The organism is Pseudomonas sp. C 49-2 (assembly GCF_003970195.1).
GTDB lineage: Bacteria > Pseudomonadota > Gammaproteobacteria > Pseudomonadales > Pseudomonadaceae > Aquipseudomonas > Aquipseudomonas canadensis.
Map to the genome: position 1 here is coordinate 56,664 of NZ_RXYG01000010.1, position 15,242 is coordinate 71,905.

At 60.4% G+C, this 15,242-nt stretch carries 18 protein-coding genes; 10 read left to right on the plus strand and 8 right to left on the minus strand.

The annotated features are described in order from the left end of the window. Positions 1 to 100: 100 nt before the first annotated feature. Entirely contained in the window at positions 101 to 688 is a 588-nt protein-coding gene (locus EJ576_RS20060) for a TetR/AcrR family transcriptional regulator (RefSeq protein WP_178083559.1), read from the minus strand. Positions 689 to 837: 149 nt separating this feature from the next. On the opposite strand from EJ576_RS20060, the gene EJ576_RS20065 reads away from it, so the two are divergent. The 4 genes from EJ576_RS20065 to EJ576_RS20080 all read left to right on the plus strand — a co-directional run bounded on the left by EJ576_RS20065 (position 838) and on the right by EJ576_RS20080 (position 4,763). Then, positions 838 to 1,938 carry an alkene reductase gene (locus tag EJ576_RS20065; protein ID WP_126570948.1) on the plus strand — a complete coding sequence of 367 codons (1,101 nt, stop codon included), beginning with the start codon at positions 838 to 840 and terminating at the stop codon, positions 1,936 to 1,938. A 39-nt stretch (positions 1,939 to 1,977) separates the two neighbouring features. Then, positions 1,978 to 2,766, plus strand: a complete 789-nt coding sequence (locus EJ576_RS20070) for an SDR family oxidoreductase (RefSeq protein ID WP_122725937.1) — start codon at positions 1,978 to 1,980, stop codon at positions 2,764 to 2,766. Between the two features lie 82 nt (positions 2,767 to 2,848). Beyond that, positions 2,849 to 3,718 carry an alpha/beta fold hydrolase gene (locus EJ576_RS20075; protein WP_122725935.1) on the plus strand — a complete coding sequence of 290 codons (870 nt, stop codon included), beginning with the start codon at positions 2,849 to 2,851 and terminating at the stop codon, positions 3,716 to 3,718. Positions 3,719 to 3,764: 46 nt separating this feature from the next. Beyond that, a complete protein-coding gene (locus tag EJ576_RS20080) occupies positions 3,765 to 4,763 on the plus strand; it encodes an NADP-dependent oxidoreductase (RefSeq protein WP_123474363.1) in 999 nt (332 codons plus the stop codon). A gap of 547 nt (positions 4,764 to 5,310) precedes the next feature. Here the strand turns inward: EJ576_RS20080 and EJ576_RS20090 are convergent. Beyond that, positions 5,311 to 5,829 (minus strand): GNAT family N-acetyltransferase, encoded by a 519-nt coding sequence (locus tag EJ576_RS20090; protein WP_126570949.1) that lies wholly within the window; start codon positions 5,827 to 5,829, stop codon positions 5,311 to 5,313. Positions 5,830 to 5,899: 70 nt separating this feature from the next. After that, a complete protein-coding gene (locus EJ576_RS20095) occupies positions 5,900 to 6,142 on the minus strand; it encodes a hypothetical protein (protein WP_256656627.1) in 243 nt (80 codons plus the stop codon). 288 nt (positions 6,143 to 6,430) lie between these two features. Here EJ576_RS20095 and EJ576_RS20100 point away from each other — a divergent pair, with 288 nt between their 5' ends. Beyond that, complete coding sequence (locus EJ576_RS20100; protein ID WP_068932124.1) at positions 6,431 to 6,730, plus strand: hypothetical protein; 300 nt, start codon at positions 6,431 to 6,433, stop codon at positions 6,728 to 6,730. Positions 6,731 to 6,747: 17 nt separating this feature from the next. On the opposite strand, the gene EJ576_RS20105 is transcribed toward EJ576_RS20100, so the two are convergent. Then, on the minus strand, positions 6,748 to 7,356 hold the full coding sequence (locus EJ576_RS20105; protein ID WP_122726095.1) for a LysE family translocator: 609 nt from the start codon (positions 7,354 to 7,356) through the stop codon (positions 6,748 to 6,750). Positions 7,357 to 7,468: 112 nt separating this feature from the next. Between EJ576_RS20105 and EJ576_RS20110 the strand changes: the two genes are divergently transcribed. The 3 genes from EJ576_RS20110 to EJ576_RS20120 all read left to right on the plus strand — a co-directional run bounded on the left by EJ576_RS20110 (position 7,469) and on the right by EJ576_RS20120 (position 10,060). Further along, positions 7,469 to 8,332, plus strand: coding sequence for a LysR family transcriptional regulator (locus tag EJ576_RS20110; RefSeq protein ID WP_028617169.1), 864 nt, complete (start codon positions 7,469 to 7,471; stop codon positions 8,330 to 8,332). A gap of 47 nt (positions 8,333 to 8,379) precedes the next feature. Further along, complete coding sequence (locus EJ576_RS20115) at positions 8,380 to 8,742, plus strand: hypothetical protein (protein WP_126570950.1); 363 nt, start codon at positions 8,380 to 8,382, stop codon at positions 8,740 to 8,742. A gap of 70 nt (positions 8,743 to 8,812) precedes the next feature. Further along, positions 8,813 to 10,060 carry a hypothetical protein gene (locus tag EJ576_RS20120; protein WP_122725923.1) on the plus strand — a complete coding sequence of 416 codons (1,248 nt, stop codon included), beginning with the start codon at positions 8,813 to 8,815 and terminating at the stop codon, positions 10,058 to 10,060. A 38-nt stretch (positions 10,061 to 10,098) separates the two neighbouring features. Here EJ576_RS20120 and EJ576_RS20125 read toward each other — a convergent pair whose 3' ends face one another. Next, the gene (locus EJ576_RS20125) at positions 10,099 to 10,821 is read right to left on the minus strand and encodes a BPL-N domain-containing protein (protein ID WP_122725921.1); all 723 of its coding nucleotides are present in this window, start codon (positions 10,819 to 10,821) and stop codon (positions 10,099 to 10,101) included. A 130-nt stretch (positions 10,822 to 10,951) separates the two neighbouring features. Continuing rightward, positions 10,952 to 11,578: a glutathione S-transferase family protein gene (locus EJ576_RS20130; RefSeq protein ID WP_122725920.1), complete on the minus strand. Its 627-nt coding sequence runs from the start codon at positions 11,576 to 11,578 to the stop codon at positions 10,952 to 10,954. A 130-nt stretch (positions 11,579 to 11,708) separates the two neighbouring features. On the opposite strand from EJ576_RS20130, the gene EJ576_RS20135 reads away from it, so the two are divergent. Further along, on the plus strand, positions 11,709 to 12,164 hold the full coding sequence (locus tag EJ576_RS20135; RefSeq protein ID WP_123474369.1) for a VOC family protein: 456 nt from the start codon (positions 11,709 to 11,711) through the stop codon (positions 12,162 to 12,164). Here the strand turns inward: EJ576_RS20135 and EJ576_RS20140 are convergent. Further along, positions 12,142 to 12,768 (minus strand): TetR/AcrR family transcriptional regulator, encoded by a 627-nt coding sequence (locus EJ576_RS20140; protein WP_126570951.1) that lies wholly within the window; start codon positions 12,766 to 12,768, stop codon positions 12,142 to 12,144. The two genes, EJ576_RS20135 and EJ576_RS20140, sit on opposite strands and share 23 nt — an antisense overlap. A gap of 135 nt (positions 12,769 to 12,903) precedes the next feature. On the opposite strand from EJ576_RS20140, the gene EJ576_RS20145 reads away from it, so the two are divergent. Further along, positions 12,904 to 13,344, plus strand: a complete 441-nt coding sequence (locus EJ576_RS20145) for a hotdog fold domain-containing protein (protein WP_122725916.1) — start codon at positions 12,904 to 12,906, stop codon at positions 13,342 to 13,344. Positions 13,345 to 13,382: 38 nt separating this feature from the next. On the opposite strand, the gene EJ576_RS20150 is transcribed toward EJ576_RS20145, so the two are convergent. After that, on the minus strand, positions 13,383 to 15,119 hold the full coding sequence (locus tag EJ576_RS20150; RefSeq protein WP_126570952.1) for an OPT family oligopeptide transporter: 1,737 nt from the start codon (positions 15,117 to 15,119) through the stop codon (positions 13,383 to 13,385). Between the last annotated feature and the right edge of the window lie 123 nt (positions 15,120 to 15,242).

Sequence of the window (15,242 nt, forward strand, 5' to 3'; positions counted from 1 at the left end):
CCGTCATTCGCGCCCCATCGTTTTGGACTCAAATCAGCTTTCTGCTCCGAGCATAATCATCGCACTTCTACTGAAGCTACTCTTTGAATGAGCGCCGTCTCTACACCGGCTCCACCTCATCGACCGGCAATGAAGCAACCATTTCTGCCCGGCACACTTCAAGTATTTCATCAGCAAGTGCGGAGTCATCCGGGCAAGCGCGCGACAAAATAATCGCGCCGACGGCACGTGAAAGCAGGTCGATCATTTTCTTTCTGCCCTCACCCGGCTCAGGATCCGCTCCCGTCGGGTATTTCTCTTCTAGCGTCTGCAGGGTGTGTTCTATGCCTTCGGCAAACGTCGCTTTCACATCGTCCGCCTGACGCGCCGCGTCGCCACACAGCGCGGCCATCGTGCAACCACTGCCGCGTCCGTCGCGATGTTCTCTATTCACGTAAACGTTGATGAAGCCCGGAACATCCAGAGCTTGGGCGGCTGTCAGCGATTTGGCCAGACTGCACGCCGAGGCTTCGGCCATCAGGTCGGCCTTCGACCCGAAATGTTTGTAGAAACCACCATGAGTGAAACCGGCGGCCGCCATGAGATCAGCAATGCCAACGCCGTCAAAGCCCCGCTCACGGAACAGCTCTGAGGCGGTTTCAACGATGCGCTCTCGATTTGCCTGCGCCTGGGCCTTGGTTACTCTCACTTGCAATACCTCGTGTTTCCCGGGAAATCCTAAGTCCGATGATACATAGATGTCACCTATAATCAAAATTGTTGACAGTTTAGATTTCGATCATCATCCTAATTGCAAGCACCACTGATCTTCATCAACGGGCACGGAAGATTCATCAGATGACCAAGCAGACTCTGTTCACTCCTTACATACTAGGCAGCCTCACGCTATCAAACCGCGTCGTTCTCGCGCCGCTGACACGCAACCGCGCCGGTCAAGGCTTCGTCCCTAGCGAATTCGCGGCGACCTATTACAGCCAGCGCGCCAGCGCCGGCTTGCTAATCAGCGAAGCCACGCAGATTTCCCGGCAGGGACAGGGTTATCAAGACACCCCGGGAATCTACACGCCGGCACAGATCGATGGCTGGCGCGCCGTGACTGATGCCGTGCATGCCAAGGGAGGAAAAATCTTTCTGCAACTGTGGCATGTCGGCCGCGTCTCGCACGTCGACCTGCAGGAAAACGGCGCTGCCCCCGTGGCCCCTTCTGCGCTGCGCGCCGCCACCAAAGTGTTCGTCAACAACCGCTTCGAAGACGTCTCCGAGCCTCGCGCACTGGACATCAGCGAACTGCCGGGAGTCGTCAGCGACTTCCGTCAGGCGGCGGCCAATGCGATCGCCGCTGGCTTCGATGGCGTGGAAATTCACGGTGCCAACGGCTACCTGCTCGATCAATTCCTCAAGGACAACGCCAATCTGCGCACCGATGCTTACGGCGGCTCGATTGAAAATCGTGCTCGTCTGTTGCTCGAAGTGACGGAGGCTGTGGTTAGTGAGATCGGTGCCGACCGCACCGGTGTACGCCTGTCACCAGTGTCGCCGGCCAATGGCGTATCCAGCAGCGATCCGCAGGCACAATTCGATTACGTCGTAGAACAACTCGACGCCCTCGGCGTGGTTTACCTACACGTGGTCGAAGGCGCGACCGGCGGCCCGCGTGACGTGGCGCCCTTCGATTTCGCCGCCCTGTGCCAGCGCTTCAAAAACACCTACATCGCCAACAACGGCTATGACCTCGATCTGGCCACCTCGCGGCTCGCTGAAGACCAGGCAGACCTGATCGCCTTCGGTCGCCCCTTCATCGGCAACCCGGACCTGGTGGAACGCCTGAAACGTGGCGCGCCGTTGTCCGCGTTCAATCCCGCCACCCTCTATGGCGGCGGCGCGGCAGGCTACATCGATTACCCGACACTGGCTGAATCGAGCATCAGCGCAAGCTGAGCTCGTTCTGTTTCTCATATCCTGAAAGAGAGATACCCCATGAGCACTCGCCCAACTGTTTTGATCACTGGCGCCTCCACCGGGATTGGCGCCGTCTACGCCGAACGCTTTGCACAACGCGGCCACGATCTGGTGGTAGTTGCCCGCGATCAGGCGCGCCTGGATGTACTGGCCGCGCGCTTGCGCAGCGAACACAACGTCAACGTCGATGTGATCCCGGCGGACCTGACTCAACCCGGCGATCTGAGCAACGTTGAAAACCGTCTGCGCGACGACGCCCACATCGGGATCCTCGTCAATAACGCCGGCGCTGCACTGTCCGGTCATTTCGTCGAGCAAAGCACCGATAAAGTGGCGCAACTGGTCGCCCTCAATACCACGGCGCTGGTTCGGCTCGCCAGCGCCATCGCTCCACGCCTGGCCAAGGCCGGTGAAGGTTCGATCATCAACATCGGTTCGGTTGTAGGCCTCGCACCGGAATTCGGCATGACGGTCTACGGTGCGACCAAGGCCTTTGTGCTTTTCCTGTCCCAAGGTTTGAGCCTGGAACTGTCGCCTCAAGGCGTCTACGTGCAGGCCGTGCTGCCGGCCGCCACGCGTACGGAAATATGGGATCGCTCCGGCGTCGACATCAACACCCTGAGTGAAATCATGGAAGTGGGCGATCTGGTGGATGCCGCTCTCGTCGGCTTCGATCGTCGCGAACCCGTGACCATTCCGCCGCTGCACGAAGCGGAGCGTTGGGATGTCCTGCAGGGCGCACGACTGGGCCTGATCGGGCAAATACGTCAGTCCGCGGTTGCTCAGCGTTACCAGACTCCAGAGTGATCTTCAGGTAGTGAGCATTTGGGGCGGATTCGATGCAAGCGCAAGGCGCTGCATCGAATCCGTCCAGAAATCGGGAGTGGCAATGAATTCAGCCCAGACAAATCCCCCTTCGGGTTCGCCAACGTCGTTCATCAACGCTGCGAACCAATCGATCACGGTCAACGGTATTCCATTCGCCTACCGCGATATCGGCCCCACTACCGGTGTGCCCCTTGTAATGTTCAACCATTGGGGCGCGGTGCTCGATAACTTCGATCCCGCAATCATCGATGGCCTGGCGCAAACCCGACGCGTCATTACCACCGACTATCGTGGCATCGGCGGCTCGGGTGGAACCGCGCCACTGACCGTTGGCGAGATGGCCGACGATGCGATTCAGTTGATCCGTGCGCTGGGGCTGGAAACCGTTGATGTGCTCGGATTCTCCCTCGGCGGCTTCGTCGCTCAGGACATCGCTCTGAAGGCGCCTGATCGGGTGCGGAGGTTGATTCTGACCGGCACCGGGCCGGCCGGCGGCAGCGGTATCGGCAAAGTTGGCGCGGTGTCGTGGCCATTGATTCTCAAAGGCCTGCTGACCCTGCGCGATCCGAAATTCTATCTGTTCTTCACTTCTACGGCCAACGGCCGTCGATCTGCCGCGCAGTATTTGCAGCGCCTGCAAGCCCGCAAGAACAATCGTGACCAAGGCCCGACGCCCCGTGCTTTCCTGCGCCAGTTGAAAGCGATCACTGCGTGGGGCAAACAGCCGCCGCAAGACCTCGAACGCTTGCAGGCACCAGCGCTGGTCGTCAACGGCGACACCGATATCATGGTGCCCAGCATCAATTCGTTTGAACTGGCCAAGCGTATCCCCAACGCAGAGCTGGTGATTTATCAGGATGCCGGTCACGGCGGGATTTTCCAGCACCACGTTGATTTTGTGGCCAAGGCGCAGGCGTTCCTCGATGCCTGACCACGCACCGGCTACCCTCCCTACAACCGACAAGAGCCGCACCTCGATGAAAGCATTTCTTATTGATCGCTACGGCAAGCAACCCGGACGCCTCGGCGAAGCGTCAGCCCCTGAAGTGGGTGCCCACGACGTCTTGATCGAGGTCCATGCCAGCAGTGTCAACGTGCTGGACTCGAAGATCAGCACAGGCGAGTTCAAGCTGATCCTGGCCTACTCGTTTCCGCTGATTCTGGGCAACGACCTGGCGGGGGTAGTGGTGACGGTCGGCTCGCATGTGACACGCTTCAAACCAGGTGACGAAGTGTACGCTCGCCCGCCGCAAAGACGGATCGGCACGTTCGCCGAAAGAATTGCCGTGGACGAGAACGCGATCGCCCTGAAACCAGCCAATACCAGCATGGCGCAAGCCGCGTCCCTGCCCTTGGTGGCACTGACTGCCTGGCAAGTGCTGGTCGACACCGCCCGGCTACAAAAGGGCCAGAAGGTGTTGATTCACGCAGGCTCCGGCGGCGTCGGCACCATTGCCATCCAGCTTGCCAAACACCTGGGTGCCTTTGTCGCCACAACCACCAGCACCGCGAATGTCGAATGGGTCAAGGGGCTGGGGGCTGACGTGGTCATCGACTACAAAAAGCAGAATTTCGAAAATGTCTTACACGGCTACGACGTGGTGTTGAACAGCCTCGGCACCGATGTCTTGGACAAGTCACTCAAGGTCCTCAAACCCGGCGGCCAACTGATTTCCATCTCAGGGCCGCCCACTGCGCTGTTCGCACAGGAGCAAGGGTTATCCTGGCCATTGCAGCAGGTTATGCGGCTGCTGAGCCTCGGCATTCGGCGCAGGGCACGCAAGCAGGACATCAAGTACACGTTCGTGTTCATGCGCGCCAACGGTACCCAACTGCAACAAATCAGCGCACTGGTTGAGGCGGGCATCATCAATCCGGTGATTGATCGAACGTTTTCCTTTGAATCAACGGCAGAGGCTCTGAAATACGTCGAACAGGGACGAGCCAAAGGCAAGGTCGTCGTTACGATCAAATGACTACCCGCCTATCAATGCCGACTGCGCCCGAGCAATTTGAAACACACCAGCACTCGTCATCCGAGCTGAGCGAGTCGGCTGCAAAAAAGTTGCCGAAACAGATAGCGCCGCAAACAGACCTCTTACCTGTTGCACCGACAGTGATCTTATGGCGCAGTTTGGTGCGTCAGCAGTAGAAATCTGGTTGTATGAAAGGCGTGCAAGTATGGCTAGCGCCGAATATCGCTGACGCCAACTCCCTATCCGAGATGGGAAAGTATCGGGTGAATGATTCTGGGCGAAAGCGAGCAGGCGTGAACGGCAGCTTCTGGCCGATAGCGGGCAGTCATTCTCCCCCTCCTCCGGAGTACACAACTATCCCCCTACCTCCCCAACAACTCCCGAACCCTCCCCCCACCACCTCCACCGCAAACGGCTTCAACGCACCTATCCCGCCCAGCAACCCCACATCCATCACTAGCAGATCAATGTGCACATCCGACCTCAACAAACGTCCGGCAGACTCACCTTCCTTTCCTAGAGGCTTGGAGGCCTGACAGTTTTGTAATTACGCCACTGGCCATGCCATGGCACACCGACTGTCCGGAGCGAATCCATGCTTGTATTCCTCACTCAATATCCCCGCCAGCCTCTCATCTAGATCTGCGGTAGCTTTAGCCTGAAAGCCTATGCGGGAGTAAAAGGGTGCATTCCATGGCACGTTTGTGAATGTTGTAAGCGTTACAAAACCAAGTCTGATTGAGCGTGCATAATCCTTCGCGGCCTCAACCAGTCGCCGCCCTGTACCTTGTCCTTGCATCGATTGCATCACTGATAATTCATAGATGTGAAGATCACTGCCATGGCGCTCGGCGCTGAGAAATCCTTGTGGCCGATTCTCGGCATCCACTGCAACCCAACATGTCGATAGCGCAATGAGTTGGATGTGACGTTCGATGGACATCGGAGGCGATTCAGCCAGCCAACTCAACTCATCAATCAAGCGAAATGCTTGAGCAGCGGAGGTTTCAATGGCAGGCAGGCGTTGTGCATCTTCCGGTACAGCAAGGCGGATAGTTACAGGCATATGTTGCCTTTGGTGAGGTGAGTGAGGCAGCGGTCAAACTGGAAAAGCCAGCTTTGGATAGTCGAAGATATCATGCACTCAGACGACCGGACGCGCGCCCTTCGGGGCACAGCAACTGCAGGGTGCCGAACGGCGAGCCGGTGATGGACAAGCCGGCGTCGACAATCTTGCCGGAGAGGGCTTTGAGGTGTTGCTCGCCGATCAGGTCAAGGCTGATACGGTGCAGGAATTCGATGTCCGACAGGGCGGTTTCCGAATCACGGGAAACGCCAAGGGGGAAAGCGGCCGGGAAGGCGGTGCGTAGGGTTTTCATGGGGCTACCAAGGGAACGGCATTGAGCTACTAGCCGCGTATCAGCAAAGCTGTGCCCACGCGCTATGGGTAGACGTTCGGTGGGGGTCGCTGCTTGGGCTTTAGCTAGGCTGGGAAAGCGGCCTGTCAACCGGCTTATTCTTGTCTGACACTTCGCTTTCGCAGGCAAGCCAGCTCCCACAGTTGATCTTTGTTGTTGCTGAAGTTGGGGTCGCAGGTGCAACAGCTAAGACAGCCTGGCATTGTTGTAGACTTCCCGGCCTTCAACCCCCTCCTTGAGAACATGGACGTGAAAAAACTCCTGCTGCTCGGATGCATCTCCTCGGCCTTGACCGGCTGCACCTTTACCGGCGCCAATGAAGTCGCACCGGGCGAATACATGATCACCAGCCATGGCAGCATCTTCAATTCGCGTGAGGGCCTGCTGGAAAACATCAACCAGAAAGCCGCGAAAGTCTGCGACGGCAAACCGTATCACCTGGAAGGCGACAGTGGCGCGAACATGGTGGTGAGCACTACCACGCATATCGGCCAGACGCCCACTACCGTGCTGGGCTTGAAAGCGGTGTGTGAAGGTCGCAAGGACTGACGCCCGTGCCATTGCCATCAGCTGTGAATGGGTAACGCCAAACCAAACAGCACAAAGAACCCGCCGCAGACTTTGTTGAACCGTCGCCCGGTTCGCGCCAGCCAAGGCCGAACGCGGTGCGCGGCGCTGGCCACGGTGTATTCAACGACAAACTCGACGACCGCGTAGGTCAACGCGATGGCAGCCGTCTGCGCGATGAGGCTTCTGTGTGGGTCGAGGAACGGTGGAATAAACGCGGTAAACAGCAACAAGGCCTTGGGGTTTGACAGGGCCGATACCAGCCCCTGACGGAACAACGACCAACCCTGTAGCGTCGGGGTACCGGCCGCCTCCAGGCTGACCGGGGCGGACCGCCACAACCCGAAGCCCAACCAGATCAGGTACAGCCCACCGGCCACTTTCAAGGCGGTGAACCAGGTGGCCGAAGCCTGGATCAGTGCCCCCAGGCCCAACGCGCACAGCGTCAGCACCATGGCAAAGCCGAGCACGCCGCCGCTGATGGTGAACAGGGTTTTGCGGCTGCCGTGGATCGCGCCATGGGTCAGCACCAGCAATGCATTCGGGCCTGGCACCACGGCGATGCCGCAGCAGGTGAAGAAGTAGAGCAACCAAGTCTCGAAGGGCATGATCAGGTCCGGCAACGGTGGATTCAAACCCGCATCCTGCGAGCGAACGGCTATCATGAAAAGCGCATAATTCACGCCACAGCCATTCGATTAACGAATAGAGGTCACCCGCATGCCTTCCAGTGATTTGCAGATCGATTGGCTCAAGTGCTTTGTCGCGGTGGTGGACGCAGGTTCGCTGTCGGGCGCGGCCCATGAGGTCAACCGGTCGCAGTCCGCCGTCAGCATGCAAATGAAGAAACTGGAGGCCGCGCTGGGACGGCCCTTGTTGAACCGTGGCCCGAGGCATCTGCAGTTGACCGATGACGGCCAGACGCTGCTGGGTTATGCGCGCCGTATGCTCGCGCTGCACGCGGAGACCCAGGCGGCGTTTCATGGCGAAACCCTGACCGGGCGCATCCGCCTTGGGGTCGCGGAAGACTATGCAGCAAAGTACCTCACGCCGGTGCTCAAGCGTTTTGCGCCGCGCTACGCCGGTGTGGACATTGAACTGACCTGTGAACAGTCCACCGCCCTGATCCCACGGGTGCGTAGCGGTGATCTTGATCTGGCGCTGGTGTCCAGGGACTCGCCGCACAGTGGCACCTTCCTGTTCAAGGAACCGATGGTGTGGGTAGGCTCGCCTCAGTTCGAACTGTGGCGCCGGGACCCGGTGCCCATCGCCGTCTACGAAAGCGCCAGCCTGGCGCGGCGGTATGCGGTGAATTCACTGGCCCAGCAGGGGCGTCAGTTCAAGGTCGTGTACAACAGCTCCAGCCTCGCCGGCCAAGTGGCTGCGGTCGAGGGCGGGCTCGCGATTGCCGCGATCACTCAGTGCACCGTGCAGCCGTCACTGCAGGTCTTGGGCAGCGAACAAGGGTTGGGGAGTATTGAACCGATGGAGGTGTCGATTCTGCGCAGTCGAGACTCTCGCGGGTCCAAGGCGGTCAACAGTCTGCATGCGTTTATCATCCGTGCGCTTAGGGTTCAGGCGTAGCGCGCGCCCTGTTAATCTGCGGCACCTGCCTTCTTACGGAGCTCTCTGTGAGTTCATCAAAACGCGACAGCACCCGCATCGAACGCCGCCTTGTCGCCGCGCTCACCGACGCCTGCGAAACCGCCAAAGCCGAAATCCCCGGGTTTGAATGGCTGACCCACACGGTCAATTACGCCGACTTCCCCGGCAGCCTGCGTATCACCTGGGTCTTTGACACCCGCGCCAGCCAGGCGCAGGCCGTGGCGACAGGGCTGGACGCGCGTATCCGCGAGTTGACCGCCACTGCGCTGGACGACGCCGAGATCCCGCCCGTACCGTTGGCGCGTTGCGTTCACTTGGATTCTGAAGAAGCCTGCCATGCCCAGCACGGCGGAAACTGGCGTTTGCGCCTGATGCGCTCAGCCAACTAGAGACTGACACCCAACTGCTGGATAATGTCCCCGCCCTGTTCCTCGCTTGTCGATAAGGAAGTCCTGTCCCATGAAGTTGCCGTTTTCCGCTGCCCTGCTCGCGTCAGCCCTGCTGTCGCCTTCCTTTGCCCAGGCCGACGACGCCGCGTTGGTCGACACGCTCAAGGCCTTCACCCGTTGTGACGAGACGTTCTTCAGCCGCCTGAACACGCACCGTGATGCGTGGCAGGCCTATGCCCCACTCAAGCAGGAAAAGAACTTCACCTGGATCGCGGTGCGCGACCGCACCGAACCCAAGGCCTCGGCAGTGCCAGTGACCGCGCCGGCCATCGCGGGGTTGAAGCTGCTGTCCTATAACGATGAGGTCAGCGATCTCGGCCCGTTGGGCCTGTATTACTTCTGGGGCTTCACGGTGGACGGCACGATTGATGAAGTCGCCCCGCGCGTCGCGGCGTTGCTGGACCAACCCGGTGCGCTGCAAAAAGGCGAGGGGCAATACACGCGCAGCGAGTTGAAGGTGGGCAACAGTTGGCAGGCGATCAAGCCCATGCCGGGCAAGGCACCGGGGCTGCGCAATGTGGAGCGGGTGCTGATCGTGGAGCCGGAGGGCAAGCATTCCCGTGTGAGCTGTTCGGTGCAGGGTGGCGTGAATGCCGGGTTGCTGGCGTTGTTGCGGCCGGACATCGCGCCGGTGGATTACCCGCGCACCGTGGCCGACACCCATCTGGCCGATGTGCCGGTGCCGCCCAACGTGCTCCAGGGCCTCGACGCGCCGCTGTTGCAGCCCAAGTTCAAGACGTTGAGCTACAGCTACCTGTCGAAGAACGGCGCGGGCAAGGACGCGCCGATCACCATCCGGTTCAAGGCCGAGGGCGGTTTGCTGGTGAAGAATGAAGCCTACGGCGGCGCCTTCAATGTGGACCGCCTGATGCTGGCGGACCTGATCCAGCTGAAATCGAAAATGAACGGCGTGGGCGAAGGCCAGGTGCTGCAGACCCGCGAGGCCGAGGTGAAACTGCCGACGAGCTGGGTGCCGGGCCAAACCCTGAGTGCGCACCTGAAGATGGCCAACGTGCCGGTCAAGCCTACCGACAAACCGGTCGAAACCACCTTGACCTGCAAGGTGGGCGAGCGCTTCCCGGCACGCCAGGTGTTTGCGTCGTTGACGGGCGATGCCATTCGGTTGACCTGCGAGCAGGACGGTTATTCGTCCAATCGCGCGTTTATCGAAGACCTGGGCGTGGCGTTGACGCTGGAGTCGACGTCGAGCCAGACCCACTATGTGAATGAAATCCAGACGCTGGACGTGGTGCGCTGACACAGGGTGGTCTAACCACTACAAAGGATAGGTGGGTCTCAAAAGCTGCGTATCAGCGAGCCGAAAAGATCCCCCTCAGGCATCTTGCTCAACGGAATGTCGGCATTCTCAAACCACTGCTGGCTGGCCTCAGGGTGCGGGCCGCTCAGGACCACCACGCCCTTCTCATAGGTATACCGCGCTGCCGCTACGTCGCCATTACGATAGGTCGCGATAGTCTTGTATGAGCCTTTGGGAAAGTAGGGGCCGTCCTGGAAGAAGACATGATCAGCCTTGCCCGCCCACGTGACCTGCACCGCGGCGTCGGCGATGCCGGGCACTTCAAAACCGGGGCGTCCTGCCTCGCCGTCGAGGTCCTGGGGGATCAGGCCGAGGTTGTTGTCGTCCGCCAGGTAGGCGCCCATGCACAAGCCCAGGTAGCGGCCGCCGTTGGCGACGTAGCTGCGGATGGCTTCGCTGCGTGCTTCACCCAGGCTACGCAGCGCGCCAGGAATGTCCTGACCGCCGCCCGGCTGCACGTAGAGGTCGTAGCGCGCCAGGGTTTGTGGCGTGATGTCGATCGACTCATCCGCGCCCACAAAATCGATGTGATAGTTGGGGTTGAGTCGTTGCAGGGCCTTCGCCACGTTTTCGGAACAGTCGTCACAACCCGCCGGGCCCCGGTAGATGGCGACGTGGGTGATAGGCGTCGCGGCCTCGGCAGGTGACGGCAGCAACAGGACAAAGGCAAACAACGTGGCAGTGACGGCTCGCAGGTTCATGGCGATGGGCTCCAAGGCGGACACCCCAAAGCCTATAGCGATTGCGCCGTTCAATCCGTTAACAGTTGTAAACACTGCGCGCGGGGTGAACGGCGCCTTGCTACCGCCTTAAGACGTCACGCCAATGGCTTCACTTGGCAAACGCATACGCCCCGCCCTGCTCCACCGCCTTGCGATACGCAGGTCGCGCCTGGAATTTCTCCACCCACGCTGCCAGGTTCGGGTAGGCCTGCAACTTGCCCTGGGCCCTGGCGATTTCACCGATAAAACTCATCTGGATATCCGCACCGCTCAGCTCATCGCCAAGCAGGTAGGCTTTGCCCGCGAGCACGTCGTTCAGGTAACCGAGGTAGTTGGCGACTTCCGATTCGATACGCGGATGCAACGGCGCGCCTGCCTCGCCCAGGCGGCCGACGTAGAGGTTGAGCATCAACGGCAACATGGCCGAGCCTTCGGCAAAATGCAGCCATTGCACGTAGTGGTCGTAGGTGGCGCTGGCGGGGTCCGGTTGCAGGCGGCCCTGGCCGTGGCGGCGGATCAGGTAGTCGATGATGGCGGCGGACTCGATCAGCACCAGGCCGCCGTCTTCGATCACCGGGGATTTGCCCAACGGGTTGATCGCCTTGAGCTCCGGCGGGGCGAGGTTGGTTTTCGGGTCGCGTTGGTAGCGCTTGATCTCGTAGGGCAGGCCGAGTTCTTCGAGCAGCCACAGGATGCGTTGCGAGCGTGAATTGTTGAGGTGGTGGACGATGATCATTGAAGGCTCCGCAGGGCGAGAGGAATGTCTTGGAAACAGACTACGCCAGCCTTCGGGAGTGCCGACAAATAATTTTCTGCGTGACAAACGCCGTGGTTACCATGGGGATCGGTTCGAGAGGAGGCACAACATGGATCTGAAATTCAGCCACGTCGACATACTGGTCGAAAATCTTGAGCAAGCCTGCGCCTATTACGCACGCATTCTCAAGGCACGCATCTCCAAGACGTTCGTGTGGGAACGCGGCGGCCTGCATGTGCGCTATGCCGTGGTGTTGATGGGGCAAGAACGCTTTATGCTGGTCCAGCCGATCGCCGGCAACCTGCGCGAACTGTTGGACGCCCACGGCGAAGGCATGATCTACCGCCATTGCTACACCACGCCAGACATCGAGATCGCTTATGACGAGCTGATCGCCGCCGGTGTGCAGCCTGAGAACGAAAACGGCGTGCCCCTGGCCCGCGAGAACCTGCAATCGCCGTCCGGGGGGCGCATTATCTGGCTGCCCAAGCGCTTCGGACATTTCTCCATGGAGATTCTGGAAGAGGCGACCCTGGAGGCGTTTATTGTGCAGGCGTTTGGCTGATCGAGGCCCACGCCGCCTGCGCCAGCAACGCGGCGTAGTGATTCGGGCTGTGCTTGACCCGGCCGGATAACCACGCACGGGCATAGCTTTCGGCCGAGCCGATGATCAGCGACAGCAGCAGTTCTGCCGGAATATGGCTGAACGCCTCGCGGCGGCCTTCGTCGCTCATCCACTCGGTCAATTGCGCATTGCGCTGCTTGTTGCGGGTGAGCAGTTCGTCCTTGTGCGGGCCGTTGGCCACGGCGAAACGGCTCTGGAACATAAAGCGCGCCCATTCGGGTTGCGCATCCACCCACTCCACATAACTGCGCACCAGCGCTTCCACACCGGCCTGGGCGGTTTGCGCCGGCTTCAGATAGTGGTCTCGCAAGGCGGCCTGATCTTCCAGCGCGGCAAAAAACAGCACGGCGACGATGCCTTCCTTGTTGCCGAAGTGATGGTAGATGGCGCCCACGCTGGTCTCGCACCGCGCGCGGATGGTTTCGATATTCGTCGCTTCAATACCCACGTCGTTAAAGCTGGCCAGGGCCTCGCGCAGGATGCTGCGCTTGAGGTCGCTGCGCCGGCCCGGGAAGGTGCGCTCGATCAGGTCAGGTGCGTGCATGAAGTGGCTCGCCAAATGTACGGAGTCTAAAGGTACAGCCTCCTGCAGAGAAGGCATGGCTTGACACCTGTGGAATTTACAGAATATCGTTCCGTTACAGAATATTATTCTGTTAACCCATTGCGAGGATAATCCATGAGCCAGTTTCTCAGCATGTTCAACAGCGTAGGCCCTGCAGCCTTCAGCCAAATGGCCTGCCAAGTGGCGCCCTACTTCAGCACCATCAACCCGGAAATCGCCGAACTGCGCCCTGGGCATGCCGTGGTCAATGTGCCGTTTCGCAAGGAAATCACCAACCACTTGGCGTCCGTGCATGCCATTGCGTTGTGCAACGCGGCGGAATTGGCGGGTGGGACGATGACGGACGTGTCGATACCGTCAGGTGCCAAATGGATCCCCAAGGGCATGACCGTGGAGTACCTGGCGAAGGCCAAGTCGAACATCCGTGCCGTAGCGGATGGCAGCGGTATTGATTGGTCCACCGCGGGGGACAAGATCGTGCCGGTGGATATTTTTGATGAGGGCGAAGTGAAGGTCTTCACCGCCAGGATCACCATGAATGTGAAGATCGCCTGAGGCCATGGCGGCTGGCTCGGCAACTGCCGAGCCACGCTTCAGTGCACCATCGACCACAGTGAAGCACCTACGCCGGTGATGCTCTCCCCCGCAATCAAGCCAGCGGCGGCGGTAATCGCAAAGCGCTCGGTGAGGCTTGGCCAGCGGCAGCTCAGCAGCCAGGTCAGTATGGCGCCCAGGGCCATCATCAGCGAGACCGAGGCCGGCAGCACAAAGGCCAGGCCCAGGGCGGCGGCACTCGGGAGGAAGCGGGCACGATGGGCAGGCAAGGTGCTGTCCAGCACACCGAGCATTACGCCAACCAGGCCGCCGATGGCAATCGCCCAGCGAATGCTGGTGGACAGTGAATCCAACCCATGGGTGAGGGTTTGCGCCACGGCTTTCCAGGTAGCGACCGCCGGGGCCGGCCACTCTTCGGTGAGCAGCATGGTTTGCGGATCCGGGATCAACGCCAAGTAGGCGAATACGCCAACGATACTGCCGATGAAAATCCCCAGGATCTGCGCGATCACCTGCTTATGCGGCGTGGCACCAATGGCCTTGCCCACCTTGAAATCATTCATCAAGTCGGTGCACTGCCCGGCCGAGCCACCGGCCGTGTTGGCGCTCATCAGGTTGATCGGCACCTGCCCCGGCGCGACGATGCCAAAGCTCAGCTGGGACAGTTGCCCAATGGCGCCGATGGGCGGAATGCCGGTGGCGCCCACCACGCGCGCGGCGACGGCGGCGAGGCAGATCGCCAATGGGATCGTGAGCAACGCCATGCCCAGATTAATGCCGAACAGCAGCGCCTGCAGGCTCACCACCAACACAATCGCCAGCACAAAACCGGCGGCCGGCCCCGGCTTGGGCACCGTCCAGGTCGATTCGCCGCCGGAGTGCGTTGATCGGTACAAGGCCCACAAACGAATCGCCAGCGAGGCCAAGGTGGAACACACCATCAGGCTCACGCCCGGCCACAACAACCACTCCACCAGCGCGGCAAACTGCGGACCGCTGCTGCCCGCAGGCAAGGTCACCAGGTGTTGCGCCAACAACCAGGGGCCCAGGCCACCCCACGCGAGCAAGGCGCCGAGCAGCAGGGTCAGGCCCACGCGAATGCCGATGATACCGCCGAAGCCCACCAGCAACAGCGAAGGGTCGGCGGTGAAGGTCAGGCGCTCCAACTGACCGCTGGGCGACCAGCGCGGGAAGGCCCACATAAAAGTATCGACCCACTTGACCAGCCCGGAGAGCAACGCGGCGCTGAGCAGCACCTTCAAGCGCGTCGCGGCTTCGCGCCCATGGTTATAGATGTGCAGCAAGGTTTCCAGGGTGGCCATGCCCTCGGGGAATTTCAGCGCCTTGTCATTCAGCAACGAGGGCCGTAGATACCAGGCGATCCAGATGCCCAGGAAACTCACCGAGAACACCCAGGCAATCATGGGGATAGCGTCTAGCTGGTTGCCCGTCAGCAAGGTATAGGCCGGGATCGGCGCTACCAGTCCGCCGGAAATGATTGAAGCGGCGGCCGAGGCGACGGTCTGGTTGATGTTGCTTTCATGCAAGGTCCACGGCAGGTGTTCGGTGGAACGCTTGGCCACTCCTTGAAAGATGGCGTAGCCGATCAACAGCGCGATGATCGACATGTTGAACGACCAACCAATCTTCAACCCGGCGTAGACATTGGACGGCGTGAGCAGGATGCCGAGGACACTGCCGGTGATGACGGCGCGCAGGCTGAGTTCGCGGGTGACGGGGCCGTGCGGGAGGGTCGTTGGCGGGGTTGAAGTCATGCGGAGTCCTTTCGGCGACGAAACAGGGCGACCTAGTAAGTGAGCCCTGTAGAAGCCGAAGGTTCCTGTGGTGGGGGAGCTTGTTGTGGTGAGCAGACTTGTTTTGGTGAGCAAGCTTCCTGT